General features: G+C 75.4%; 18 protein-coding genes and 1 riboswitch. Of the genes, 5 read left to right on the forward strand and 13 right to left on the reverse strand.

Going from position 1 to position 24,854, the window contains the following annotated elements:
• Positions 1-275 precede the first annotated feature (275 nt).
• The 4 genes from cobC to cobM are packed head-to-tail and all read right to left on the reverse strand — an operon-like array spanning position 276 to position 4,845.
• Positions 276-1,349 (reverse strand): Rv2231c family pyridoxal phosphate-dependent protein CobC, encoded by a 1,074-nt coding sequence (cobC, locus tag ACY1JF_RS23305; RefSeq protein ID WP_462707159.1) that lies wholly within the window; start codon positions 1,347-1,349, stop codon positions 276-278.
• On the reverse strand, positions 1,339-2,259 hold the full coding sequence (locus ACY1JF_RS23310; RefSeq protein ID WP_462707160.1) for a sirohydrochlorin chelatase: 921 nt from the start codon (positions 2,257-2,259) through the stop codon (positions 1,339-1,341). The genes cobC and ACY1JF_RS23310 overlap by 11 nt, the downstream gene beginning before the upstream one ends.
• A 43-nt stretch (positions 2,260-2,302) precedes the next feature.
• Positions 2,303-3,994, reverse strand: coding sequence for a precorrin-3B C(17)-methyltransferase (gene cobJ, locus ACY1JF_RS23315; RefSeq protein WP_462707161.1), 1,692 nt, complete (start codon positions 3,992-3,994; stop codon positions 2,303-2,305).
• The gene (gene cobM / locus ACY1JF_RS23320; protein ID WP_462707162.1) at positions 3,991-4,845 is read right to left on the reverse strand and encodes a precorrin-4 C(11)-methyltransferase; all 855 of its coding nucleotides are present in this window, start codon (positions 4,843-4,845) and stop codon (positions 3,991-3,993) included. Before cobM ends, cobJ begins: the two co-directional genes overlap by 4 nt.
• A gap of 86 nt (positions 4,846-4,931) precedes the next feature.
• On the opposite strand from cobM, the gene ACY1JF_RS23325 reads away from it, so the two are divergent.
• Complete coding sequence (locus ACY1JF_RS23325; protein WP_462707163.1) at positions 4,932-5,660, forward strand: ZIP family metal transporter; 729 nt, start codon at positions 4,932-4,934, stop codon at positions 5,658-5,660.
• Positions 5,661-5,674: 14 nt separating this feature from the next.
• Here ACY1JF_RS23325 and cobI read toward each other — a convergent pair whose 3' ends face one another.
• The 9 genes from cobI to ACY1JF_RS23370 form a co-directional block, all read right to left on the reverse strand.
• Positions 5,675-6,406, reverse strand: coding sequence for a precorrin-2 C(20)-methyltransferase (cobI, locus tag ACY1JF_RS23330; protein ID WP_462707164.1), 732 nt, complete (start codon positions 6,404-6,406; stop codon positions 5,675-5,677).
• Positions 6,403-7,782, reverse strand: coding sequence for a cobyrinate a,c-diamide synthase (locus ACY1JF_RS23335; RefSeq protein WP_462707165.1), 1,380 nt, complete (start codon positions 7,780-7,782; stop codon positions 6,403-6,405). The genes cobI and ACY1JF_RS23335 overlap by 4 nt, the downstream gene beginning before the upstream one ends.
• Entirely contained in the window at positions 7,779-8,387 is a 609-nt protein-coding gene (cobO, locus tag ACY1JF_RS23340; RefSeq protein ID WP_462707166.1) for a cob(I)yrinic acid a,c-diamide adenosyltransferase, read from the reverse strand. The genes ACY1JF_RS23335 and cobO overlap by 4 nt, the downstream gene beginning before the upstream one ends.
• Positions 8,387-10,402 carry a putative cobaltochelatase gene (locus ACY1JF_RS23345; RefSeq protein ID WP_462707167.1) on the reverse strand — a complete coding sequence of 672 codons (2,016 nt, stop codon included), beginning with the start codon at positions 10,400-10,402 and terminating at the stop codon, positions 8,387-8,389. Before ACY1JF_RS23345 ends, cobO begins: the two co-directional genes overlap by 1 nt.
• Positions 10,399-14,055 carry a cobaltochelatase subunit CobN gene (gene cobN, locus ACY1JF_RS23350; RefSeq protein ID WP_462707169.1) on the reverse strand — a complete coding sequence of 1,219 codons (3,657 nt, stop codon included), beginning with the start codon at positions 14,053-14,055 and terminating at the stop codon, positions 10,399-10,401. The genes ACY1JF_RS23345 and cobN overlap by 4 nt, the downstream gene beginning before the upstream one ends.
• Positions 14,052-15,560, reverse strand: a complete 1,509-nt coding sequence (locus ACY1JF_RS23355) for a cobyric acid synthase (protein ID WP_462707170.1) — start codon at positions 15,558-15,560, stop codon at positions 14,052-14,054. Before ACY1JF_RS23355 ends, cobN begins: the two co-directional genes overlap by 4 nt.
• Positions 15,557-16,513 carry a cobalamin biosynthesis protein gene (locus ACY1JF_RS23360; RefSeq protein WP_462707171.1) on the reverse strand — a complete coding sequence of 319 codons (957 nt, stop codon included), beginning with the start codon at positions 16,511-16,513 and terminating at the stop codon, positions 15,557-15,559. Before ACY1JF_RS23360 ends, ACY1JF_RS23355 begins: the two co-directional genes overlap by 4 nt.
• Positions 16,514-16,616: 103 nt before the next feature.
• Positions 16,617-16,756, reverse strand: a riboswitch (cobalamin riboswitch).
• Positions 16,757-17,080: 324 nt separating this feature from the next.
• Positions 17,081-17,302 (reverse strand): hypothetical protein, encoded by a 222-nt coding sequence (locus tag ACY1JF_RS23365; protein WP_462707172.1) that lies wholly within the window; start codon positions 17,300-17,302, stop codon positions 17,081-17,083.
• 37 nt (positions 17,303-17,339) lie between these two features.
• A complete protein-coding gene (locus ACY1JF_RS23370) occupies positions 17,340-18,632 on the reverse strand; it encodes an anion permease (RefSeq protein ID WP_462707173.1) in 1,293 nt (430 codons plus the stop codon).
• Positions 18,633-19,208: 576 nt separating this feature from the next.
• Between ACY1JF_RS23370 and ACY1JF_RS23375 the strand changes: the two genes are divergently transcribed.
• The 4 genes from ACY1JF_RS23375 (at position 19,209) to abc-f (ending at position 24,746) form a co-directional block, all read left to right on the forward strand.
• Positions 19,209-19,880 carry a class II aldolase/adducin family protein gene (locus tag ACY1JF_RS23375; protein ID WP_462707174.1) on the forward strand — a complete coding sequence of 224 codons (672 nt, stop codon included), beginning with the start codon at positions 19,209-19,211 and terminating at the stop codon, positions 19,878-19,880.
• Between the two features lie 144 nt (positions 19,881-20,024).
• Positions 20,025-21,140, forward strand: coding sequence for an alpha/beta hydrolase (locus ACY1JF_RS23380; RefSeq protein ID WP_462707175.1), 1,116 nt, complete (start codon positions 20,025-20,027; stop codon positions 21,138-21,140).
• A 160-nt stretch (positions 21,141-21,300) separates the two neighbouring features.
• Positions 21,301-22,713, forward strand: a complete 1,413-nt coding sequence (locus tag ACY1JF_RS23385; RefSeq protein WP_462707176.1) for a hypothetical protein — start codon at positions 21,301-21,303, stop codon at positions 22,711-22,713.
• A 434-nt stretch (positions 22,714-23,147) separates the two neighbouring features.
• Positions 23,148-24,746 (forward strand): ribosomal protection-like ABC-F family protein, encoded by a 1,599-nt coding sequence (gene abc-f / locus ACY1JF_RS23390; protein WP_462707177.1) that lies wholly within the window; start codon positions 23,148-23,150, stop codon positions 24,744-24,746.
• The last annotated feature ends 108 nt before the right edge of the window (positions 24,747-24,854 follow it).

Below are 24,854 nucleotides of genomic sequence, written 5' to 3' on the forward strand. Positions count from 1 at the left end.
CCCCTGTGGGGGACCGGAAGGGGGAACCACGGTTGCGCGCCGGCGGCGGGGGAGGGGCACCGACCAGCACCGGGCGGGTGCGCGTGCCGGGCGGGCGTCACCTGCGTCCTCATTGGCCGGCGGCTGCCGCCCGCTGACCGTCCGTCGCGGCGTCCTCGGCGAAGCCGCGGCCGGCAGTGCTCTGTCGGCCCGTTCCCGCTCAGCTCCGTCCGACCGTCCGTCGCGGCGTCCTCGGCGAAGCTGCGGCCGGCAGTGCTCTGTCGGCCCGTTCCCGCTCAGCTCCGCCCCACCGCCCGCCCCAGCGCCCGCCCCAGCGCCCGCAGGAAGCCGTCCGTCGTCGTCCGGTCCCGTACCGCCAGCCGCAGCCACTCCTCGTCCAGTCCCGGGAAGGTGTCCCCGCGCCGGACCGCGTACCCCAGCTCCCGCAGCCGCCGGCGCACGTCGGCGGCCTCCGGCAGCCGTACCAGGACGAAGGGGCCCTCGGCCGGTTCCACCACCCGCAGCCCCCGCCCGGCGAACTCCCTCAGCCCGGCGACCAGACGGTCCCGGTCGGCGGCGACGCGGTGGGCGGCGTGCGCGGCCTCCGCCAGCGCCCGCGGCCCCACGCACGCCTCGGCCGCCGCCAGCGCCGGCGTGGACACCGGCCACAACGGCTGCGCCCGCTCCAGCGCGCCGACGACGTCCGGCGCCGCCAGCACGTACCCGATCCGCAGTCCGGCCAGCCCCCAGGTCTTGGTGAGGCTGCGCAGCACCACCAGGCCGGGCACGTCCGTGCGCCCGGCCAGCGCCTCCCGCTCGCCCGGCACCGCGTCCATGAACGCCTCGTCGACCACCAGCGTCCGCCCGGGCCGGGCCAGCCCGGCCAGCACACCGGCCGGGTGCAGCACCGACGTCGGGTTGGTCGGGTTGCCGACGACCACCAGGTCGGCTTCCTCGGGCACCGCCGCCGGGTCGAGCCGGAAGCCGTCCCCGGCGCGCAGCAGCACCCGGTCCACCGTGTGCCCCGCGTCCCGCAGCGCCGCCTCCGGCTCCGTGAACTGCGGGTGCACCACCACCGGCCGGCGCACCTTCAGCGCCCGCGCCAGCAGTACGAACGCCTCCGCCGCGCCCGCCGTCAGCAGCACCCGCTCCGCCGGCAGCCCGTGCCGCGCCGCCACCGCCGCCCGCGCCGCCCGGCCGTCCGGGTAGGCCGCGAGCGAGCCGAGCGAGGCCGCGAGGCGCTCGCGCAGCCAGGGCGGCGGGGTGCCCGCGCGGACGTTGACCGCGAGGTCCACCAGCGCGGCCCCGTCGCCCCGGACCTCGGCGTCGCCGTGGTGGCGCAGGTCGTGGCCGTCGCCCTCAGCGCGCATGGGAGTGCGAGTGCGCGTGCCCGTGCCCGTGCCCGTGCGCGTGGTGGTGGCCGTCGTCGTCGGGGTGGAAGTGCGGCTGCTGCGGCGCCCCCACCTTGTCCTCGAAGCCCGGCAGCGCGATGCGGTACACGCACGAGTCGCAGTTCATCCGCAGATCACCGCCCACCGCCTCCTCGTACCGCTCCCACACCAGGTCGAGCAGTTCCGGCTCCGGACCGATGACGTCCGCCGAACGCACCTGGACCTCCGGGTGCGCGCCCGCCCACTCCTCGGTCTGGAACCTGACCCGGTCCGGGAGGACGCCGGTGAACAGGAAGTACGGCAGCACCACGATCCGCCGCGCGCCCAGCCGCGCGCACCGCTCCAGGCCGCCCGGCACGTCCGGCCGCGCCAGCGACACGAACGCCGTCTCCACGCCCGCGTACCCCCGGCCCTCCCACAGCAGCCGCGCCGCCTTGAACACCTCGGCGTTGGCGTCCGGGTCGGTCGAGCCGCGCCCCACCAGCAGCACGGTCACCTCGGCCGGGTCCCAGCCGGGGTCCATCGCCTCGGCCAGCCGCCGCTCAAGGACCCGCAGCAGCGCCGGGTGCGGACCCAGCGGGCGGCCGTAGGTGTACGAAATCCCGGTGTGCCGTTCCTTCTCGCGGGCCAGCGCCGCCGGGATGTCGCCCTTGGCGTGCCCGGCGGACACCAGCATCAGCGGCACGGCGGCGAACCGGCGCACCCCCCGCTCCACCAGCTCGGCGACCGCGTCGCCCAGCGGCGGCGGGGACAGCTCGATGAATCCGCCGGCGACGGGCAGTTCCGGGTGGCGGCGGCCCAGCTCGCGCACGAAGTCCCGGAACGCCTCGGCCCCGGCGTCGTCCCGGGTGCCGTGTCCGGCGATGAGCAGGGCGGGCGGGGTGGTCACAGCGTCTCCTCGGGGAATCGGGAAAAGTGCGGCGGTTCGGGGGTCATCGGGTGCTCTCCTGCCAGCGGTAGCCGCGCGGCGTCACCATGCGCCCGGCGATCTCGCGGGTGGCGGTGTTGCCGACCGTCACGACCGTCATCATGTCGACGGCTCCCGGGTCCAGCGCGGCCAGCGTGGTCAGCCGGGCCGACTCGTCGGCGCGGGAGGCGTTGCGCACCACCCCGACCGGTGTCGCCGGCTCCCGGTGCTCCGCCAGGATCGCCAGCGACTTGGGCAGCTGCCAGTGGCGGCCCCGGCTGCGCGGGTTGTAGAACGTCACCACCAGGTCGGCCTCGGCCGCCGCCCGCACCCGGCGCTCGATGACCTCCCAGGGGGTGTGCAGGTCGGACAGGCTGATGGAGACGTGGTCGTGGCCGAGCGGCGCGCCCAGCACCGCCCCGGCCGCCAAAGCCGCCGTCACCCCGGGCACCCCGACCACGTCGATGTCGTCGGACGCCTCGGCCAGCGCCGGCGAGGCCATGGCGTACACGCCCGCGTCGCCGCTGCCGATCAGCGCGACGGCGTGGCCGCGCCGGGCCTCCTCGACGGCGGTGCGGGCCCGCTCCTCCTCGGCGCCCAGCCCCGACTCCAGCACCCGGGTGCCGGGCCGCAGCAGGTCGCGGATCTGGTCGACGTACTGGTCCAGGCCGACCAGCACCGACGCCCGCCGCAGCTCGGCCGCCGCGCGCGGGGTGAGCAGGTCGCGGGCGCCCGGACCGAGCCCGACCACCGCGAGCCGCCCGCGCCCCGGGAGCCGTACGACGGCACAGGTCGCCATCGCCGGCCGGCCGTCCGCGCGCTCGGACTTCCGCTTGGGGACGAGGAGTTCACCGCCGTGCCGCAGGGCGGCGGCCTCCGCGACGGACGGGGTGCCGACGGCGGCGAGCGGCGCGTCGGAGGGGTGCGGCACCTCGACACCGGCCAGCTCCCCGGCCGGGTACGTCACGAGCGGCACCCCGAGCCGCCGCGCCGCGGCCACGACGCCGGGCTCGTCGGCCTTGGCGTCCACGGTGGCGATCCGGGCCACGGAGGCGGGGGAGAGCCCGGCCTCGCGCAGGGCGCCCTCGACGACACCGAGCACCTCCTCGGCGGGCGCCCCCCGGGAGGCCCCGACCCCGACGACGAGCGACGGCGGACGCAGGACCACCTCCCCGGCCCTCTCCTCGGCCAGCCGGTCCGTCACCCGGACCGTGTACGCCCCCTCGGCGGCCAGCGGCAGCGGCGGCAGCGGCCAGGGCACCTCGGCCCGCAGCGCCACCGGCTCCCCGTCCAGCAGCGCCCGGGTCACCCCGGCGACGTCGCCCTCGACGGGCAGCCCGAGGGTGTCCAGGCCCGGTACGCCCACCGCGTCCGTCGCCGTCGTCACCACCGGCTCGGCGCCCAGCACCCCGGCCACCTCGGCGGCGAGGCCGTTGGCGCCGCCGCCGTGCCCGCCCAGCAGCGACACCGCGAACCGTCCCGCCTCGTCGACGCAGACCACGCCCGGATCGGTCCGCTTGTCCGCCAGCAGCGGCGCGACGAGCCGCACCACGGCCCCCGTCGCCAGGAAGCACACGAGCTGCTCGCACTGGGTGAACGCGGCCCGTACGGCGTCCGCGACCGGACCCTCGTAGACACGGGTGCGCCCGGGCCACGCGGCGGCCAGCCGGTCGCGGGCCGCCGCGCCCGCCGCCGTGGCGGAGACAAGGCCGATCACTGGGGGACTCCTTCGGTACGGGTGGGGGCGTCGTCGCTCTTCCGGCCGCGCAGCGCCCTGCGCGCCTCGGGGTCGGCCTTGCGGAAGCCGTGGAAGTGCCCCGGGTGGTAGAGGTGCGAGCGGGTACCGCGCGCGTCGAGGGCCGGACCGACCAGGAACAGCGTGTGCTTCCACAGCTTGTGCTCCTTGACCGTCTCCTCCAGCGTGCCGATCGTGCACCGCACGACCAGCTCCTCCGGCCAGGTCGCCTGGTGGGCGACGACCACCGGCGTGCCCGTCGGGTAGCCGCCCTCCAGCAGCTCCCGCACCAGCTGTCCGCTGCGGGCGGCCGACAGGAACACCGCCATGGTCGTCCCGTGCCGGGCGAACTCCCGGACCTCCTCGCCGGGCGGCATCGGCGTCTTGCCGCCGCCCAGCCGGGTGAGGATGACGGACTGCGCCACCTCCGGGACGGTCAGCTCCCGCCCCGCGAGCGCGGCGACGGCGGAGAACGACGACACGCCGGGCACGATCTCGGTCGCGATGCCGATCGCCGCGCACCGGTCGAGCTGCTCCTGCGTGCCGCCCCACAGCGCCGGGTCGCCGGAGTGCACGCGGGCCACGGCCAGACCGTCCCGGTGGGCCCGCTCGTAGACGGCGACGACGTCCTCCAGCGACATCGTGGCGGAGTCGAGCACCTCGGCGCCCTCCCGGGCGTGCTCCAGCACCTCGGCCTGCACCAGGCTGGCCGCCCAGATCACGACGTCGGCCTCGGCGATGGCGCGCGCGGCACGGAACGTCAGCAGATCGGCGGCACCGGGGCCGGCGCCGACGAAGGTCACCTTGCCCGCGGGGGCATCGGCATCGGCCATGGAATCGGGTCCTCTCCTACTCATGCTTACTGCGGTTGCCGCTGTCGGACGCGCGGGGACGCGGGCCGATCGGATAGCAAGGGCACATGGCGGTCCTCGTCGCGCTCGGCGCGTTCCTGATGACGCTGGCCGGCGGCTGGACGGCACAGCGCGTGACCGACCGCCGCCACCTGGTGCTGGGCCTGGCCGGCGGCCTGATGCTCGGCGTGGTCGGCCTGGACCTGCTGCCGGAGGCGCTGGAGGCGGCCGGCCGCGAGGTGTTCGGCGTGCCGGAGGCCCTGCTGCTGTTCGTCGCCGGGTTCCTCCTCGCCCACCTGGTGGAACGCCTGCTGGCCGCCCGCCGCGCCGCGCACGGCGCCGGGGAGCACGGCCACCGCGCGCCCGAGGTGGGGCTGACGGCCGCCGCGGCGATGGTCGGGCACAGCGCGATGGACGGCGTGGCGATCGGCGCGGCCTTCCAGGTCGGCGGCGGCATGGGAGCGGCGGTCGCCCTGGCGGTGATCGCCCACGACTTCGCGGACGGCTTCAACACCTACACACTCGCCGACCTGTACGGCAACGCCCGCCGCCGCGCCGTCGCCATGCTGGTCGCCGACGCCTGCGCACCCGTACTGGGCGCGGCCTCGACCCTCGTCCTCAGCATCCCGGAACAGTTCCTCGGCGCCTATCTCGGCCTCTTCGGCGGCGTCCTGCTCTACCTCGCCGCCGCCGAGATCCTCCCCGAGGCCCACCACGAGCACCCCGCCCGCTCGACCCTGCTGTGCACGGTCGCCGGGGCAGGGTTCATCTGGCTGGTGGTCGGCATCGCCGAGTAGCGCGGGGCTGCCGGTCACAGCTTCCCGCCCCGGCCGCCGTCCCGCCGCGCGGGCGCGATCAGCGTCGACAGGTACGGCAGGGGAGCGCCGTCGAGATCGGCGGCCGGCCGGATCGCCTCCTCCTCGAGGCCCAGCGCCGACCCCCACACGGCGTCCGCCAGCCGCCCGGTCTCCCGCAGCGCCCCGGCCACCTCGGCCGCCTGCCGCCCGAACTTGTACGCCACGACCGTCCCCGGCCCGTTCAGCGCGTCCTTCAGCACGGAAGTCCCCGCGGTGACCGGCACCAGCGTCAACGGCTCGGTCCCCTCGGTCAGCACGGCCCCGGAGCGCGCCGCGAGGTCCTGCATGGCGGTGATCCCGGGCACCGTCTCCACGACCGTCCCCGGCACGGCCGCGGCGACGGTCTGGGCGAGGTAGGTGAACGTCGAGTACACGTTGGGGTCGCCGATGGTGGCGAAGGCGACCGAGCCGTGGGAGCGCAGCAGCCCGGCCACCGTCTCCCCGGCCGCGTCCCAGGCGGCCTCGCGCCGCGCCCGGTCGCTGCGCTCGTTGAGCGCGAACACCACGCGGCGGATCTTCTCCTGACCCACGTAGTGCAGGACGGTCGCCTCGGCCCGGCCGCGCTCCAGCGTGTCCATCACCGGTACGACGACGACATCGGCGGCCCGCAGCGCGTTGACCCCCTTGACGGTCACCAGCTCCGGATCACCGGGACCGACCCCGACTCCGACCAGATGGCTGCTCATGACGTCCGGCACCTCTCCACGAACCGACGGGCGACACCGGGCTCGGACGCCCAGTGCGTGTGCAGATAGCTCGCGTGCACACCCCGCTGTACAAAACCCTCCAGGCGCCGCGCCGGCGCCCGCGTCCCCCACGCCGGGGCCGCACCGGCCCCCGGCTCGACCACCGTCCGGTGGAACTCGTGCCCCCGCATCCGCGTCCCGGCGGCGGCCAGCGCGCTGTCGGAGACGGCCACGGCGTCCCGGTAGCCCAGCGTCAGCCGCTCGCCCATCCGCGCGGTGGCGTCCAGCACCCCGCACATCGGCATCCCGTCCAGCTCCCGGCACAGGTACAGCAGCCCGGCACACTCGGCGGCGACCGGGGCGCCGCGCTCGGCGAGGTCGCGGACGCTCTCGCGCAGCGGCTCGTTGGCGGACAGCTCGGCGGCGTACACCTCCGGGAAGCCGCCGCCGATCACCAGTCCGTCCGTCCCCTCGGGCAACTCCTCGTCCCGCAGCGGGTCGAAGGGCACGACCTCCGCTCCGGCGGCTTCGAGCAGCTCGGTGTGCTCGGCGTAGGAGAAGGTGAACGCGGCCCCTGCGGCGACGGCGACGCGGGGCGTCGGCTTTTCAGTGGGCAGCGCCGGGCGGTGGGTGGGGGAAGGCCCGGGGGTCCAGGGGGCGGAGCCCCCCGGCAGCGGCCCGGCGGACCGGGCGAGCGATTCAAGGGCGTCCAGATCACACCCTTGGGCAACCAACGCGGCCATGGCACCGACCGCATCCACCGCGTCCCCCCGCCGCTCGGCGACCGGCACCAGCCCGAGATGCCGAGAAGGCACATCGACCGGCACCGCCCGCCGCAAGGCACCGAGCACCGGCACCCCGGCCGACTCCAGCGCCTCCCGCAGCACCGCCTCGTGCCGGTCCGACCCGACCTTGTTCAGGATCACGCCCCCGACCCGCACCTGGGGGTCCCAGGAGACGAACCCGTGCACCAGCGCCGCCACCGACCGCGCCTGCGCCGACGCGTCGACGACCAGCACGACCGGCGCCCGCAGCAGCTTGGCCACGTGCGCGGTGGACGCCAGCTCCCCTTCCCCCGACGCCCCGTCGTACAGCCCCATCACGCCCTCGACGACCGCGAGGTCGCACCCGGCGGCCCCGTGCAGGAACAGCGGGGCGATCAGCTCCGCCCCGCACAGGTAGGCGTCGAGGTTGCGTCCCGCGCGCCCGGTGGCGAGCGCGTGGTACCCGGGGTCGATGTAGTCCGGCCCGACCTTGTGCGGGGACACGGCGAGCCCCCGCGCGGCGAACGCGGCCATCAGCCCGGTGGCGACGGTGGTCTTGCCGCTCCCCGACGAGGGCGCGGCGACGACCAGCCGGGGAACGCGGGAGGTCACCACTCGATGCCCCTCTGCCCCTTCTGCCCGGCGTCCATCGGATGCTTGACCTTGGACATGTCGGTGACCAGGTCCGCGAACTGCACGAGCTTCTCCGGCGCGTTCCGCCCGGTGATCACGACGTGCTGGGTACCGGGCCGGTCCCGCAGCACCTGCACCACCTCGTCGGTGTCCACCCACCCCCAGTGCATCGGGTAGGCGAACTCGTCCAGCACGTACAGCCTGTACGTCTCGGCGGTCAGGTCCCGCTTGACCTGCTCCCAGCCCTCCCGGGCCTTCTCCTCGTTCGTCGAGTTGTCCCCCTGGATGTCACGCTGGACCCAGGACCAGCCCTCGCCCATCTTGTGCCAGTCGACGGAGCCGCCCTCGCCGCTGGCGCCCAGCACCCGCAGCGCGTTCTCCTCGCCGACCTTCCACTTCGCCGACTTGACGAACTGGAACACCCCGATCGGCCACCCCTGGTTCCAGGCCCGCAGCGCCAGCCCGAAGGCGGCGGTCGACTTCCCCTTGCCGATCCCGGTGTGCACGACGACCAGCGGCCGGTTGCGCCGCTGACGGGTCGTCAGACCGTCGTCCGGAATCACACTCGGCTGTCCCTGCGGCATCAGGCCGCCCTCCTGTTTCCCTGTACGTCCTTGACCAGCCCGGCGATCGAGTCCGCCCGCAGCTCGTCCAGCGTCACGGCGGTACCGCCCAGTTCGCCCGCGAGCCGCCCGGCCAGCCCCAGCCGCACCGGCCCCGCCTCGCAGTCCACGACCACGGAGGCGACCGAGTCGGCCGCGAACAGCCGCGCCGCCCGCCCGGCCAGCGCCACCGGCTCGGGGCCGCCGGTGGCCCGTCCGTCCGTCACCACCACGAGCAGCGCCCGCCGCGCCGGGTCCCGCAGCCGCTCCACGCGCAGCACCTCGTGGGCGCGCAGCAGCCCGGCCGCGAGCGGCGTGCGCCCGCCCGTGGGCAGCGACTCCAGGCGGGCCGCCGCCGCGTCCACCGACGAGGTCGGCGGCAGCGCGACCTCGGCCGCCGCCCCCCGGAAGGTCACCAGCCCCACCTTGTCCCGCCGCTGGTAGGCGTCGAGCAGCAGCGACAGCACGGCCCCCTTCACGGCGCTCATCCGCTGCCGCGCGGCCATCGACCCGGAGGCGTCCACCACGAACAGCACGAGGTTGCCCTCGCGGCCCTCCCGCGTCGCCTGCCGCAGGTCGTCCCGCCGGATCACCAGCCCCGGCCCCGACCGGCCGCGCGCCCGCTGGTGCGGCGCCGCGGCCTGCACGGTCGCCGCCAGGTGCAGCTTGGTCAGCGCGCCCCGGGGCCGCCGGGCGCCGGTGGTCCGCCCGTGCTCGGTCCGCGCGCGCGAACGCCGCCCGGCGGCACCCTCGCCAAGCCCCGGCACGCTCAGCACCTTGGTACGGAACGGCTCCGCGGCCCGCGCGGGCCGCTGCTCACCGGCTCCGCCACCGGACGGCTGCGGCTCGCCGCCCTCCTGGGCCTCGGGCCGCGCGGCGGTGTCACCGCCCCGCGGACCGTCGTCCTCGGGAGCCGGCTGCCCACCGCCCCCGCCCGGACCACCGGGCCCGTCGGGACCGTCGTCCCCGTCGCCCTGGTCCTGGTCCCCGGACTCCTGCAACGTCTCGTCGAGCTTGTCCTCGTCCAGCCCCGGCGCGTCGAACGGATTGCGCCGCCGCCGGTGCGGCAGGGCCAGCAGCGCGGCCTGCCGCACGTCCTGGGCCAGCACCTCGGTCCGCCCGGCCCACGCGGCCAGCGCGGTCGCCGTGCGCGCCATCACGATGTCGGCCCGCATCCCGTCCACCTCGAACGCCGCACAGGTCGCCGCGATCTGCCGCAGCGCCCCGTCCCCGAGCCGCACCGACGGCAGCAGTTCCCGCGCCGCCGCGATCCGCGCCCGTACGGCGGCCTCCTCGTCGGCCCAGCGGGCCGCGAAACCGTCGGGGTCGTCGTCGTAGGCGAGCCGCCGCCGGACGACCTCCACCCGCTGGTCGGGCTCGCGCGAGGCGGCCACCTCGACGGTCAGCCCGAACCGGTCCAGGAGCTGCGGGCGCAGCTCGCCCTCCTCCGGGTTCATGGTCCCGACCAGCAGGAACCGCGCGGCATGCCGCACCGACACACCCTCGCGCTCGACGTAGGAGGCGCCCATCGCCGCCGCGTCCAGCAGCAGGTCGACCAGGTGGTCGTGGAGCAGGTTGACCTCGTCGACGTACAGGATCCCGCGGTGCGCGTCGGCCAGCAGCCCCGGCTCGAACGCCTTCACGCCCTCCGAGAGCGCCCGCTCGATGTCCAGCGCGCCGACCAGCCGGTCCTCGGAGGCCCCGACCGGCAGCTCCACCATCCGCGCCGGCCGCGACTCGGACGCCCCCGGCTGGTGCGGCCCGTCCGGGCAGGCCGGGTCGGGGGAGTGGGGGTCACAGGAGAAACGGCATCCGGAGACGACGTCCACCTGCGGCATCAGAGCCGACAGCGCCCGCACCGCCGTCGACTTGGCGGTGCCCTTCTCGCCGCGCACCAGCACCCCGCCGACCGCCGGGGACACGGCGTTCAGCAGCAGCGCGAGGCGCAGGTCGTCCTGGCCGACGACGGCCGTGAACGGGAACGGGGTCGTGGTCACTGGTCGTCACCCTCCAAGTCGCCCTCGAGCTCCAGATACGTGGCACGCAGCCGCTCCAGCGTCTGAGCGTCCGGCTCCGCCCACAGTCCCCGGTCGGCCGCCTCCAGCAGCCGCTCCGTGATGCCGCGCAGCGCCCAGGGGTTGGACTTCTTCATGAAGTCCCGGTTCTCCGGGTCGAAGACGTACTCGGCGCTGAGCTTCTCGTACATCCAGTCGTCGACGACCCCGGCGGTGGCGTCGTACCCGAACAGGTAGTCCACGGTGGCCGCCATCTCGAAGGCGCCCTTGTAGCCGTGCCGGCGCATCGCCGCCATCCAGCGCGGGTTGACCACGCGGGCGCGGAAGACGCGGTGCGTCTCCTCGCCCAGCGTCCTGGTCTTCACCTGGTCCGGCGTGGCGGAGTCACCGACGTACGCCTCCGGTGAGGCCCCCGTCAGGTGCCGCACCATCGCGACCATGCCGCCGTGGTACTGGAAGTAGTCGTCGGCGTCGACGAGGTCGTGCTCGCGGGTGTCGACGTTCTTCGCCGCCACCGCGATCCGCCGGAACGCCGTCTCCATGTCCCCCCGGGCCGCCCGCCCGTCCAGCCCGCGCCCGTAGGCGTAGCCGCCCCACACCGCGTACACCTCGGCGAGGTCCGCGTCGGAGCGCCAGTTGCGGGCGTCGATCAGCGGCAGCAGACCGGCGCCGTACGCGCCCGGCTTGGAGCCGAAGATCCGGGCCGTCGCGCGCCGCCGGTCGCCGTGCCCGGCCGCGTCCTCCTCCACGTGCGCCCGTACGTAGTTGGCGTCGGCGGGCTCGTCCAGCTCCGCCACCGCCCGTACCGCGTCGTCGATCAGCCCCACCACGTGCGGGAACGCGTCCCGGAAGAAGCCCGAGATGCGGACCGTGACGTCGATGCGCGGCCGGCCCAGCTCGCTCACCGGCACCACCTCGAAGCCGGTCACCCGCCTCGAGGCGTCGTCCCAGACCGGGCGGCAGCCCAGCAGCGCCAGGATCTCCGCGATGTCGTCGCCCTGGGTGCGCATCGCGGACGTGCCCCACACGGTCAGGCCGACCGACTTCGGGTACGCGCCCGTGTCCGTGAGGTACCGCTGGACCAGGGAGTCCGCCAGCGACTGCCCCACCTCCCAGCTCAGCCGGGACGGGATCGCCTTGGGGTCGACGGAGTAGAAGTTCCGGCCGGTCGGCAGGACGTTGACCAGCCCGCGGGTCGGCGAGCCGGACGGCCCCGCCGGCACGTAACCGCCCTCCAGCGCCCGCAGGATGTGCCCGATCTCGTCGGTCGTGCGGGCCAGCCGCGGCACGACCTCGACGCAGGCGAACTCCAGCACGGCGACCGCCTCGGGCAGTGCGGTGCCCAGCACCTCCCGCACCAGGCCCGGCACCGCCGCCGTGTCCCAGTCCCGCGCCTCCATACCCTGCGCGAACCGCCGGCAGAGCTGCTCCAGCAGGTCGATCGCGTCGGCGCCGGTCCTGGCCGGGCCGTCCACCAGTGCGGTCAGTTCCGCCGGCACCTTCACCGGGGCGCCCGGCTCGGCCAGCAGCTCCTTCTCCACCAGCCCGAAGTGCGCGGCCAGCGCCGCCCGCAGACCGGGCAGGGCGTTGGCCCGGCCGCCCCACACCTGCGAGGCGCGCAGCACCGCCAGGACGAGGTTGACGCGGGGCTCGCCGACCGGACCGCCGCCCAGGACGTGCAGGCCGTCGCGGATCTGCACGTCCTTGATCTCGCACAGATAGCCGTCGATGTGCATGACGAACTCGTCGAACGCGTCGTCGTCCGGCTGGTCGTCCACGTGCAGGTCGTGGTGGAGCTCGGCCGCCTTGACCAGGGTCCAGATCTGCGCCCGCACGGCCGGTGCCTTCGCCGGGTCCAGGTCGGAGACGAGCGCGTACTCGTCGAGGAGCTGTTCCAGCTTGGCCAGGTCGCCGTAGGTGTCGGCGCGGGCCATCGGCGGCACCAGGTGGTCGACGACGGTGGCGTGGCCGCGCCGCTTGGCCTGGGTGCCCTCGCCGGGGTCGTTGACGATGAACGGGTAGATCAGGGGCAGGTCGCCCAGGACCGCGTCGGGCGCGCACCCGGCGCTCAGCCCGAGCCCCTTGCCCGGCAGCCACTCCATCGTGCCGTGCTTGCCCATGTGCACGATCGCGTCGGCGCCGAAGCTGTGGTCCAGCCAGCGGTAGGCGGCCAGGTAGTGGTGGGACGGCGGCATGTCGGGGTCGTGGTAGATCGCGATCGGGTTCTCCCCGAAGCCGCGCGGCGGCTGGATCATGACCACGACGTTCCCGAACCGGAGGGACGCCAGCACGATGTCGTCGCCGTCCACGTACAGCGAGCCCGGCGGCTCGCCCCACGCCTCCAGCATCGCCTCCCTCAGCGACGGGTCGAGCGTCTCGAACCACGCCCGGTAGTCCGCCAGCGGCACCCGCGCGGGCGCCGCCGCCAGCTGGTCCTCGGTCAGCCACTCCACGTCATGACCGCCGGCCTCGATCAGCCGGTGGATCAGCTCGTCGCCGCCGGAGGGGTACCCGTCGACCGCGTACCCCGCCTGCCGCAGCGCGTCCAGCACCCGCACCGCCGACGCCGGCGTGTCCAGCCCCACCGCGTTGCCGACCCGCGAGTGCTTGGTCGGGTACGCCGTGAAGACCAGCGCCAGCTTCTTCTGGGCGTTCGCCTTGTGCCTGAGGGCCGCGTGCCGCACGGCGATCCCGGCGACCCGCGCGGCCCGCTCGGGGTCGGCGATGTAGACGGGGACCTCGTCCGGTCCCTGCTCCTTGAAGGAGAACGGCACGGTCACCAGGCGCCCGTCGAACTCCGGGATGGCGACCTGCATCGCCGCGTCCATGGGGGACAGGGCGGCGTCGGACGCCTCCCAGGCCGCCTTAGACGAGGTGAGGCAGAGCCCCTGCAGCACCGGCACGTCCAGGTCGGCGAGCGCGCCGACGTCCCAGGCCTCCTCGTCACCGCCGGCCGACGCCTGCGAGGCGTGCGTGCCGCCGGCCGCGAGGACGGTGGCGACCAGGGCGTCGGCCCGGCCGAGGATCTCGTACAGCCCGGCGTCGGCGCCGCGCAGCGAACCGCAGTACACGGGGAGCGCGTTGGCGCCCTTCGCCTCGATCGCGTCGCACAGGGTGTCCACGAAGGCGGTGTTGCCGCTCAGCTCGTGGGCCCGGTAGAAGAGCACGCCGACGGTCGGGCGGCCCTCGGCGTACGGGCGGTCGCCGTGGACTCCGTACTCCGGCATCTTCCGCGGCTCGTCGAAGCCCTCGCCGGTCAGCAGCACGGTGTCGGAGAGGAACCGGGCGAGCTGGGTGAGGTTGTCCGGCCCGCCCTCGACCAGGTAGCGCAGTGCCTCCGCCACCACGCCGGCCGGCACCGACGACTCGGCCATCAGCTCCGCGTCCGGCACGGACTCCCCGCCCAGCAGCACGGTCGGCAGCCCGGACGCCTTCAGCGCGGCCAGCCCGTCCTCCCAGGCCCGCTTCCCGCCGAGCAGCCGTACGACGACCAGGTCCGCGCCGTCGACCAGCGCGGGCAGCTCCTCGTGGACGTCGACGCGGGTGGGGTTGCCGATCCGGTACGAGGCACCGGAGGCGGCGCGGGCCGCCAGCAGATCCGTGTCGGCGGTCGACAACAACAAGACAGTGCTCATACGGGCGCTCCCGGTGGGATGAAGGGCAGTCCTTGGGGCGCGCCGGACTCGATGAGCCGCCACAGCGCGTCCGTGTCCGCGTGCTGTTCGATCAGGTCGCCGAGCCGGTCGAGCTGCTCCTCGCGCAGCGCGGCGAACGAGGTGTCGGGGGCCGGTACGAAGCGGCGGCCCGCGGCGGCGGCCACCTCGCGCAGGAACGCCCGCCGGAACCCGTCCGACTCCAGCGAGCCGTGCCAGTGCGTGCCCCAGGTCTGGCCGACCCGGCACCCGTCGAGGAACGGTTCGCCGCCCTCCACGGAGGCGACCCCGTGATGGATCTCGTACCCCTCGACCCGCTCGCCGAGGGCCTCGCCCACCGGCCGGGTGAGCGTCTTCCCGCGGGCGAACCGCACCCGCACGGGCAGCAGGCCGAGCCCGTCGACGTGCCCGGCGCGCGACTCGACGTCGTCCTCGATGTGCTCGCCGAGGAGCTGGAAACCGCCGCACACGCCGAGCACCGGCCGGCCCTCGGCGGCCCGGCGCGCGATCGCGTCCGCCAGCCCCCGCTCCCGCAGCCACTGAAGCGCCCGCACCGTCCCCCGCGTCCCCGGCACCACGACCAGGTCCGCGTCGGCCAGCTCCTCGGGCCGGTCCACGAACCGCACCACGACACCCGGCTCGGCGGCCAGCGCGTCGACGTCCGTGAAGTTGGACATGAGGGGGACCGCGCAGACGGCGACCCGCAGCACGTCCTCGCCGACGGGGGCGGTGACCCGGGACTCCCGGACGGCGCCGCGCAGCGACACCGCCATCCCGTCCTCCTCGTCGATGCCGAGCCCGGGCCGGTACGGCAGCACGCCGTACGCGGGCCGCCCGGTGAGCCCGCGCAGCATCTCCAGGCCCGGCTCCAGCAGCGAGACGTCGCCCCGGAACTTGTTCACCAGGAACCCGGCGACCAGCGCCTGGTCCTCGGGCGCCAGCAGCGCCACCGTGCCGAAGAACGAGGCGAAGACCCCGCCGCGGTCGATGTCGCCGACGACGAGGACGGGCAGCCCGGCACCCCGGGCGATCCCCATGTTCACGATGTCGGTCCGGCGCAGGTTGATCTCGGCCGGGCTGCCCGCCCCCTCACAGATCACCGCGTCATACGTGCCCCGCAGCTCGGCCAGGCACTCCAGCACGGTGCCGAGCAGCCGCCGCTGCCGCCCGCCGTGGTAGCCGCGGGCGCTCATCTCGCCGACCGGCCTGCCCAGCAGCACGACCTGGCTGCTCTGCTCGCCGCCCGGCTTCAGCAGCACGGGGTTCATCAGCGCGGTCGGCTCCACGCGGCACGCCTGCGCCTGCATGGCCTGCGCCCGCCCGATCTCGGCGCCCTCCCGCGTCACGAACGAGTTGAGGGACATGTTCTGCGCCTTGAACGGCGCCACCTTCACGCCCTGGCGCACCAGCCACCGGCAGATCCCGGCGGTCACGACGCTCTTCCCGGCGTCGGAGGTGGTGCCGGCGACGAGCAGCCCGCCGTTCACGCCGTACGTCCTTTCCCCAGTCGCGCTCCCACGATCCGTGCGCCCGCGCACACGCCCAGCGCGAGCCAGCTCACGCGCCGGGACAGCCGTACCGCCCGGCCGATGTCACCGACCCGCACGGCGCGTCCGGCGGCCCCGTTGAGGACGGGCCGGTGCTCCACCCGGCCGCCGTAGGACAGCGTCCCGCCCAGCCGCACCCCGAGGGCGCCCGCGAAGGACGCCTCGACCGGCCCGGCGTTGGGGCTCGGGTGCCGGCCGGCGTCGGCCCGCCAGGCCCGTACGGCGCCCCGCGGATCGCCCCCGGCCGCCGCGGCCAGTACGGCGGTCAGCCGGGCGCCCGGCCAGCCGGCGACGTCGTCGAGCCGGGCCGAGGCCCAGCCGTAGCGCCGGTAGCGGGGCGACCTGTGCCCGACCATGGCGTCGAGGGTGTTGACGGCACGGAAGCCGAGCAGCCCGGGGACCCCGGCCACCGCGCCCCACACCAGGGCGCCCACCACCGCGTCGGAGGTGTTCTCGGCGACGGACTCCACCACCGCCCGGGCGATCCCGTCCGCGTCCAGGGCGTGCGGGTCCCGCCCGCACAGGTGCGGCAGCCGGGCCCGGGCCCCCGCCACGTCCCCGGCCTCCAGCGCCCGCCCGATCGCGGACGCCTCCCGGGCCAGCGAGGTCCCGCCGACCACGGTCCAGGTGGCGACCCCGGTCAGCGCGACGGAGGCGGCGGGGCAGGGGCGTACGGCACGGGCGGCCACGGCACCGAGGGCGACGGCGCCGCCGGCGCACACGGCGGTGTGCAGCGCGCCTTGGCCCCGGTGGTCACGCCACAGCAGTTGTTCCACGGCGCCGGCGGCACGGCCGAACACGGCGACCGGATGCCCGCGGCGGGGGTCGCCGAGGAGCAGGTCACCGAGGAGGCCGGCGGCGGCGCCGTACGCGAAGACGCGTCCGGCACGCACGGGGGCTCAGCCGGTCACACGGGGGAAGGGGGAAGCGGGCATGCGGTCCGGACGGCAGCCGAGCATCGCGTTATGTCCTCACTCAGGGTGTCCACGCCCTGGTTCGACGAGACCGGCGGTGAGAGTTCCTGACTCCCGGGGAGTGCCCCCCGGTCACAGTGGCGGGACCGCGCCGGATTCGCACCGGGCTTCCTCTCCTGCCGCCGTACATGGCTCCGGCAGTCCACCACGGGCCGAGAACGCCCGTCAACTTGCCGTTGACCTGCGCGGGGGGAGTGTGCTGAGGCCCACACGGCGGAGGGGGCCGCCGCCGCGCCGCGTGATCCGCGGGGGCGGCTTGCCGGGAAACCGCCCGCCCGGGCGGCATCCACCGTTCCGGACCGGGGCGTCCCGATCCGCCCGTCCGTCATGCCCTTCCGCCGGAGGCGGCCCGGACGCGGACCGGCGCCGCCCCGCCGGAAGCACCCGGAGGGCGCCCGGCGGGGCGGCGGCGAGGGAACGGGACGAGGGAAGGGACGAGGTGGGGGGAGGGACGGGGTGAGGGAGGGGCGAGGCGGGGGCGGGGCGTCACGCCACGATCAGGTAGATCCCGTACGCCACCGCCGCCGCGCACGCCGCGAAGCACACGTACGCGCCGGTGACCGCGAGGCCCGCGGAGCCGCCCCGCTCGGCGGCCCGCTCCTGGCGGGACAGGCCGGCGATGCCGAGGGTGAACAGGGTCACCAGGGCGACGGTGGCCACGAGGCCGACCCCGAAGACGGAGCCGAGGGCTGCCCAGTCGATCTTCATCGTGCTTCTCTTCTCCTGATGTCCGGACGGGACCGGCTCAGACGGGGGTGGCGGCCGAACGGGCGGCCGGGGCGTCGGGGGCCTCGGACGACTGGGCCGGGACGGCCGGGAGTCCGCCGGTCACCGGGAGTCCGTCGGTCGCCGGGAGCCCGTCGGCCGGGGCGCCCGCCGGGGGCGGCGCCACGGCGGCCACCGCCGCGGTCACCACGCCGGCCGGCTCCGCGACGTCGTCCCCGCCGGTGACGTTGGTGTGGTCGACGACCTCGCGCCGGGAGATCCGCCAGATCGCGAAGCTGGCCGCGACCAGCAGCACCGCGACGAGCGCCGTGCCCCAGTCGCCGAGTCCGCAGACCCACTCGGCGAGCGCGGCGACCAGGGCCGCGGCCGGCAGCGTCAGCCCCCAGGCGACGAACATCCGCGTCGCCGTCGACCACCGCACCACACCGCCCTTGCGGCCGAGGCCGGCGCCCATCACCGAACCGGAGACGGAGTGCGTGGTGGAGAGCGAGAAGCCCAGGTGGGAGGAGGCCAGGATGACCGTCGCCGCGCTGGTCTGGGCGGCGAAGCCCTGCTGCGGCTGGAGGTCGGTCAGGCCCTTGCCCATGGTGCGGATGATCCGCCAGCCGCCGAGGTAGGTGCCGAGCGCGATGGCCAGGCCCGCGGCGAGGATGACCCACAGGGGCGGGTCGGAGTCGGGGGTGAGGGCGCCGCCCGCCACCAGGGCGAGGGTGATGATGCCCATCGTCTTCTGCGCGTCGTTGGTGCCGTGCGCCAGCGAGACCAGCCCGGCCGAGGCGATCTGGCCGACGCGGTACCCCTTGTCGGCGGCCCTGCCGTCGGCCCTGCGGCCCAGCCGGTACATCAGCCGGGTGGCGACCAGCGCCGCGACGCCCGCCACCACGGGGGCGGCGACCGCCGGGAGCAGCACCTTGGTGACGAGGACGTCGCCGTGGACCGCGCCGACGCCCGCCGAGGCGATCGCAGCGCCGATCAGGCCGCCCATCAGGGCGTGCGAGGAACTGGACGGCAGCCCGACCAGCCAGGTCAGCAGGTTCCAGAGGATCGCGCCGACCAGGGCGGCGAAGATGACCTCGGGACGGATGCCGGTCTCGTCGACGAGACCCTTGGAGATCGTGTTGGCGACCTCCACGGAGAGGAAGGCGCCCACCAGATTCAGTACGGCGGACATGGCCACCGCGATCTTGGGCTTGAGCGCACCGGTCGAAATGGTCGTCGCCATCGCGTTCGCGGTGTCGTGGAAACCGTTCGTGAAATCAAACGCGAGTGCGGTCACCACCACAATCGCGAGGATCAGCGAGAAGCTTTCCATTTACCCAGGCAATCGTTCGAGGTCATTGGCTGGTCGAACGTAGGTAACCAGGGTGAACGGAAGATGAACTGAGAGGGGCTTGGTGGTGTCTGGAATCGGAGTCGTCGCCCTCTGTCCGCGCTCTGCCCGCCTCGGCCCCCCTCGACGGACGTTCTCAGCCGGCCGAGGGACCCGCCGGACACGTCCGGCCGTCCGGCGGCGGACCGGCGGTGCCGTACCGCGTACTGCCTGCCGCGTACTGCCGGAACGCGTACGACGACCGGCCGGCCGGGGTTCGCCCGCGCTCGGCGCGTCGTGGCGGGCGGCCCGCGGGGGTGGCCGCGACGGAGGCGCGGCCGTTCCCGCCGCGCGCCTTCCGCCAGCGCGCGGTGGCGCGGATCACCGGACGGCGGCCGGCCCGGCCGCCGAGGGCGCGGCGAGGGCGTGAGAAGGGCGCGGCGAGGGCGGTCCACCGCGGTCCACCGCGATGTGCGCCCTCCCGGGGGCCCGGTCTCCCGGCCCGCCTGGCAGGATCGCCGCAGCGCCGGCGGGCGGCGCAGCCACTGGGGCGCGGGGCGCCCGGGAGGAGGCGGGATCGTGCGGGATCCGCGGGGGAGGCGTGCGCGCCCGCAGGAGGCGCGCGCCTGGGAGGAACTGGTGGCCGCGGCCCGGCGCACGGTCGCCGACGGGCTGGTGGTCGGCACCTCCGGCAACGTCTCGGTCCGGGTCGGCGACACCGTCCTGGTCACGCCCTCGGGGGTGCCCTACGACCGGCTCACGCCGGACGACGTCACCGGCGTGGACCCGGACGGGCGACAGGTGCTCGGCACGCTCGTCCCGACCAGCGAACTGCCCATGCACCTCGCGGTCTACCGGCACACCGGGGCCCGCGCGGTCGTCCACACCCACGCCCTGCACGCGACGGCCGTCTCCACCCTCGTGCCGGAGCTGCCGCTGGTGCACTACATGGCCGCGGCCCTCGGCGGACCCGTCCGGGTCGCCCCGTACGCGCCGTACGGCACCGACGAACTGGCCGAGAACATGCTCCGCGCCCTCGACGGCCGGGCCGGCTGCCTCCTCCAGAACCACGGGACGATCACCCACGGCTCCTGTCTCGACCAGGCCTACGACCGCACCGCCCAGCTCGAATGGATGTGCCGCCTGTGGCTGACCGCCTCCGCCGTCCCCGGCCTGACCCCGTCCCTGCTGACGCGGGAGCAGGTCACGGAGGTGGCGGAGCGGCTGCGCGGCTACGGGCAGCGGGGCTGAGGCGAGCCCGGACGGGCGGGACGGGGTGACGGGCGGGCCGTCCGCCCGTCACCCCTGGCCGCCCGTCGCCCCGTCCCGCCCTTCCGTCACCCCGGGCCGCCCTTCCGGTGGCTTAGGGCGGAGCACGCCGGGAAACTGGGAACCGTGCGCACCGTCACCGCAACGACCGCCGCCGTCACCGCGGCCCTGGCAGCCGGCGCGGCGAGCGTCGCCGCCGGCCGCCTCGCCAGCGACGCCGCCCTCAAGGCGGCGCCCGGCCCCCTGCCCACCGAGCCCCGGCTCACGGTGCACGGCACCGCCGCCGGGCAGATCACCCTCACCCGGCACCTCGCCGCGCTGCGCCCCGGCCGGTACGGCCTTGCGGGCGACGGCTCGCACGCCGTCGTGGGCCCCGTCCTGTCCGGCTCCCCGCACCCGGCCGACACCGTCGTACGCCGCCTCGAAGGCGTCACCCACGGCACCCTGGGCCCCGGCGACAAGGTCTGGCTCACCGTGAACCTCCACGTCGGCGACCCGGGCACCGCCCTGGGCCTGGACCACACCGACGTCGAGGTCCCCGGCGACCTCGGCGCGCTGCCCGCCTGGTTCCTGCCGGGCGCCCGCGGCACCTGGATCATCGCGGTGCACGGCCTGGGCACCACCCGGGAGCACAGCCTGAACCTCATGGGCCTGCTGAACCGCCTCGAATTCCCCCTCCTGGCCCTCGCCTACCGGGGCGACACCGGAGCGCCCCGGCCACTGGGCGGCCTGCGCCACTTCGGCGAGACCGAGTGGCACGACCTGGACGCCGCCGTCCGGTACGCCGTCGCCCACGGTGCCCGCAAGGTCGTCCTGCTCGGCTGGTCCACCGGCGCCACCATGGCCCTGCGCACCGCCGCCCGCTCCGCGCACCGCGACCGGATCTCCGGGCTGGTCCTCGACTCCCCGGTCCTCGACTGGCAGACGACCGTGCGCGCCCTCGCCGCGGCCGGCCGCACCCCCGGCGCGCTGCTGCCGCTGGCGATCCGCGCCGCCCAGGGCCGCACCGGACTCGCCTCCGCGCGGGCGGCCGGCCACGACCCGCTGGACGTCCCGGTCCTCGTCTTCCACGGCCCGGCCGACCACGTCGCCCCCTGGCAGCTCTCCCGCCGGTTCGCCGACGCCCACCCGCGGCTGGTCACCCTCCACACCGTCCAGCACGCCCCGCACGGCGCGATGTGGAACGCCGCCCCGGACCGGTACGAGGAGGTCCTGCGCCGCTTCCTGACCCCGCTGATGTAGCCCGCGCGCGGCCCCGCCCGTCCGCCCCGGGGCCCCGCGCCCGCCCGGCACCGCGGAACGGGAACGGAAAGGGGCGGAACGGGCGGGGTGCCGGACTTGTCCGTGACCCGTCGAGCCATTCCGTTTGGGTTTTCGGACCGTCAACCGGAAGACTGCCCCCGTGACGTCCCGTATCCCGCGCGACTCCAGGCTTCGACTCGTCCGCCCGCGACCCCTGGCCGCCGCCCCCAGAGCGATGAACCAGCGGCCACCGCGCCGCACCGCGCCGCGCCCCCCGGAGGGCACCCCCGCACGGTCGGAGCTGGCCCGCATGGCCCGCTCCGTCCTGGCCGACGCGGTCCGCGTCGCCCGCTGGGCCGACACCGCCCTCGGCCCCGGCCGTGCGAACGGGACCACCGACGGCAAGGCCACCCTCTCCGCCGCCTCCGCCGAACGGGCCGGGCGCGAACTCGGCCTGACCGCCGCTCAGGTCCGGGCCGACTGGGACATCGCCCGGCTCGCCGGACTGGTCGAGGTGCACGGCGACAGCGCCCGCCCCGGCTGGCGGCTGCGCGCCTGGGACCGGGACGACAGCGCCGTGCTGCGCGGCTGGGTCGCCCTCTTCGACGCCTGGTCGCTCGCCCACCCCGAGCCCGCCGGCCAGGAGCCCGCCGCCGTCGCCGAGGTCGTCTCGGCCATGCCCCAGGTGCTCTCCTTCCTCCAGCTGTCCGCCGGACCGGTACCCGTCGCCCAGCTCCTCGACCTCCTCCAGCAGCGCGTCACCGAACTGCGCACCGAACGCTGCGAGGTCCCCTACGACGGCCTCCGGCCGGAACCGCCCGAACAGCCGGGACGGCCGGAGGGCGGCGACACCCCGCTCCCCCCGCTCCTGGACTGGGCCCTCGGCGCCCTCGCCTCCGTCGGCGCCCTCACCTACGGCGACGGACAGGCGACCCTCACCCCGCTCGGCAACTGGGCGGTCTGGGTCAAGCTGGAGCAGATCTGCGTCGCCGCGCAGAGTCCCGCCGGCAACATCGAGCAGGCGGCCGAGGACATGCTCCGCGGCTGTGCCCAGCTCCGCCCCAACGCGGCCCGCGCCGAGTACCGCGCCTGGCTCGCCGCCCGCCCGGTCGGCAGCGCCGTCACCGAACTGCTCAAGGCCGCCCGCGGCGAGGACGCCCTGCTGCGCGGCCTGGCCTTCGAGGCGCTGCGCGTGGTCGGAGCCCCCGCCGAGCCCGACGTACGGGCCGTGGCCGACGAGCCGACCCTGCGGCCGTACGCCCTGCTGTGGCTGGCCGAGCACGAGGGCGTCGACCCGGAGGACGCCCACGAGGTGCTCACCCGCCAGGAGGCCACCTGGCTGTGGGTCGACACCGCCGCCGCCGTCGCCGACCACGGCGAGGCCCCGATGCTCGTGCGCCACCTGGAGTCCGCGATCCAGCCCACCGTCCCGATGCTGCTGGACGAGGTACGGGCCGTCGGGCACCCCCGGACCGTGCAGGTCCTGGTGGCGCTGGCCGCCGCGCACCCCGACCCGGCGCTGGCCAAGGCCGTGCGCCGGGCCGCCTTCCAGGTGCACACCGGGGGCAGCTGAACGGCGCGCGCCCGCGCCCCGGACCCGTATCGCGGGCGCGTGCGCGCCGAGGCCCGGACGCCGCCCCCGCCCTCCCGGGCCGTGTGGCCCCGCGAGCCGCGGCCCTGGTCCGCCGGGGGCACCGGTACCCGCGCGCCGCACTCCACCGCGCACCGGCGACGCCCGGCGACGTCGGCGACGACCACGTACACCCCGCCGGGCCCCGGGCTTCCGAGCCCCCGGGCCCCCGGCCATCCGGACTCCCGGCCCCCCGGCCACCCGGCGAGCCCGTCGCGAAGTCCTGCTCGAAGTCGCGCTCCGGCCACCGACGACGCAGGGAAAAGTGGTTGCACGGCACCGTTAGAATGGCCCCATGGCCATTCTCCTCGCGCATTAGACGGCGGGCACGTCCTCAGCCGCCCCCTCCCGCCACCCAACCGCCCTGGAGTCTGTCCGTGATCTCCGCCTCCGGTATCGAGCTGCGCGCCGGTGCCCGTGTCCTCATCGAGAGTGCCACCTTCCGCGTCGCCAAGGGCGACCGCATCGGCCTGGTCGGCCGCAACGGCGCCGGCAAGACCACCCTCACCAAGTGCCTGGCCGGCGAGGGCATCCCCGCCGCCGGCACCATCACCCGCTCCGGCGAGGTCGGCTACCTCCCGCAGGACCCCCGCACCGGCGACCTCGACGTGCTCGCCCGCGACCGCATCCTCTCCGCCCGCGGCCTGGACGTCCTGATCCGCAAGATGCGGGAGAACGAACAGCGCATCGCGAACGGCCAGGGCGCCACCCGCGAGAAGGCCCTGCGCCAGTACGAGCGCCAGGAGACGGAGTTCCTCACCAAGGGCGGGTACGCCGCCGAGGCCGAGGCCGCCACCATCGCCGCCGCGCTCAACCTGCCCGACCGGGTGCTCGGCCAGCCCCTGCACACCCTCTCCGGCGGCCAGCGCCGCCGTATCGAGCTGGCCCGCATCCTCTTCTCGGACGCGGACACGCTCCTGCTGGACGAGCCGACCAACCACCTCGACGCCGACTCGATCGCCTGGCTGCGCGACTACCTGAAGACCTACCGCGGCGGCTTCATCGTGATCTCCCACGACGTCGACCTGGTGGAGACGGTCGTGAACAAGGTGTTCTACCTGGACGCCAACCGTTCGCAGATCGACGTCTACAACATGGGCTGGAAGCTCTACCAGCAGCAGCGCGAGGCCGACGAGAAGCGCCGCAAGCGCGAGCGCGCCAACGCCGAGAAGAAGGCCGCGGCCCTGCACTCCCAGGCCGACAAGATGCGCGCCAAGGCCACCAAGACGGTCGCCGCGCAGAACATGGCCCGCCGCGCGGACAAGCTGCTCAGCGGCCTGGAGGCGGTGAGGCAGTCCGACAAGGTCGCCAAGCTGCGCTTCCCCGAGCCCGCGCCCTGCGGCAAGACCCCGCTGACCGCCGAGGGCCTGTCGAAGTCGTACGGCTCCCTGGAGATCTTCACCGACGTCGACCTGGCCATCGACAAGGGCTCCCGGGTCGTCATCCTCGGCCTCAACGGCGCCGGCAAGACCACCCTGCTGCGGCTGCTGGGCGGGGTCGAGAAGCCCGACACCGGCAAGGTGATCGAGGGCCACGGCCTCAAGCTCGGCTACTACGCGCAGGAACACGAGACCCTCGACCCCGAGCGCACGGTCCTGGAGAACATGCGCTCCGCCGCGCCCGACATGGACCTGGTCGAGGTCCGCAAGGTGCTCGGCTCGTTCCTGTTCTCCGGTGACGACGTCGACAAGCCGGCCGGGGTCCTCTCCGGCGGCGAGAAGACCCGGCTGGCCCTGGCCACCCTGGTGGTCTCCTCGGCCAACGTGCTGCTGCTCGACGAGCCCACCAACAACCTCGACCCGGCCAGCCGCGAGGAGATCCTCGGCGCGCTGCGCACCTACAAGGGCGCCGTCGTCCTCGTCACCCACGACGAGGGCGCCGTCGAGGCGCTCCAGCCGGAGCGGATCATCCTGCTGCCGGACGGTGTCGAGGACCTCTGGGGCGCCGACTACGCGGACCTCGTCGCGCTCGCCTGAGCGTCGTCCCCGCTTGATCGAATGGATGATCCACGGCGTATGGATCATTCGGCCGATCCGTGATCCACCATCTGTGTGAGATCTCCTCGTACTGAGGTGTGTCATACA

It is taken from the genome of Streptomyces sp. SYSU D01066-1 (genome assembly GCF_054956795.1).